A 508-nucleotide genomic window follows, 5' to 3' on the forward strand; every position below is an offset into this window, starting at 1 on the left:
ATGCAGAAGAAATAGAAGCAGGAAAAGTTATTGTTGTGAGATAGGAGGGGTATTATGTCAGGTGGAGCTCTTGCTTTTATGATAGTAGCCTGGGGAATTATATTAGCAGCTTGTTATGTTACAATGTCAGCACTGTTAAAAAATAGCAAATAACAATTGAAAAAAATACAGGAATGGTTTAAAATATTATTTAACCATTCCTGTTAATTTTTATAATATTAAGTAAATTTGATTGTAAATTACTCTAGAGATGATGGGGTGAAAATATGCAGATTGTAGCTATATTGAAGAGTTTAAATGACAAATTAATTAAATTACAAATTAGTGATAAAAAGAAAAGGGTATATGTTAAGGAAATAGAAAATTTAATAGATAGATATGCAAAATTAGATATAGATACAAAGAATGAAGTGTATCAGTCGTTAGTAAGGAAGGGTAAAGAAGTACAAAAATTAAATGCATTGGAGATTGAAAATTATTTAAGATACTGTCAAGCGGCACTGTATGA

General features: G+C 28.3%; 1 protein-coding gene. It reads left to right on the forward strand.

The genetic code is table 11. The annotated features are described in order from the left end of the window. Positions 1 to 266: 266 nt before the first annotated feature. Positions 267 to 508 (forward strand): hypothetical protein (locus TCEL_RS00050; protein WP_040683648.1); only part of this gene is annotated, 242 nt, incomplete at its 3' end.

Origin of the sequence: Thermobrachium celere DSM 8682 (assembly GCF_000430995.1) — a bacterium.
Lineage (GTDB): Bacteria > Bacillota > Clostridia > Clostridiales > Caloramatoraceae > Thermobrachium > Thermobrachium celere.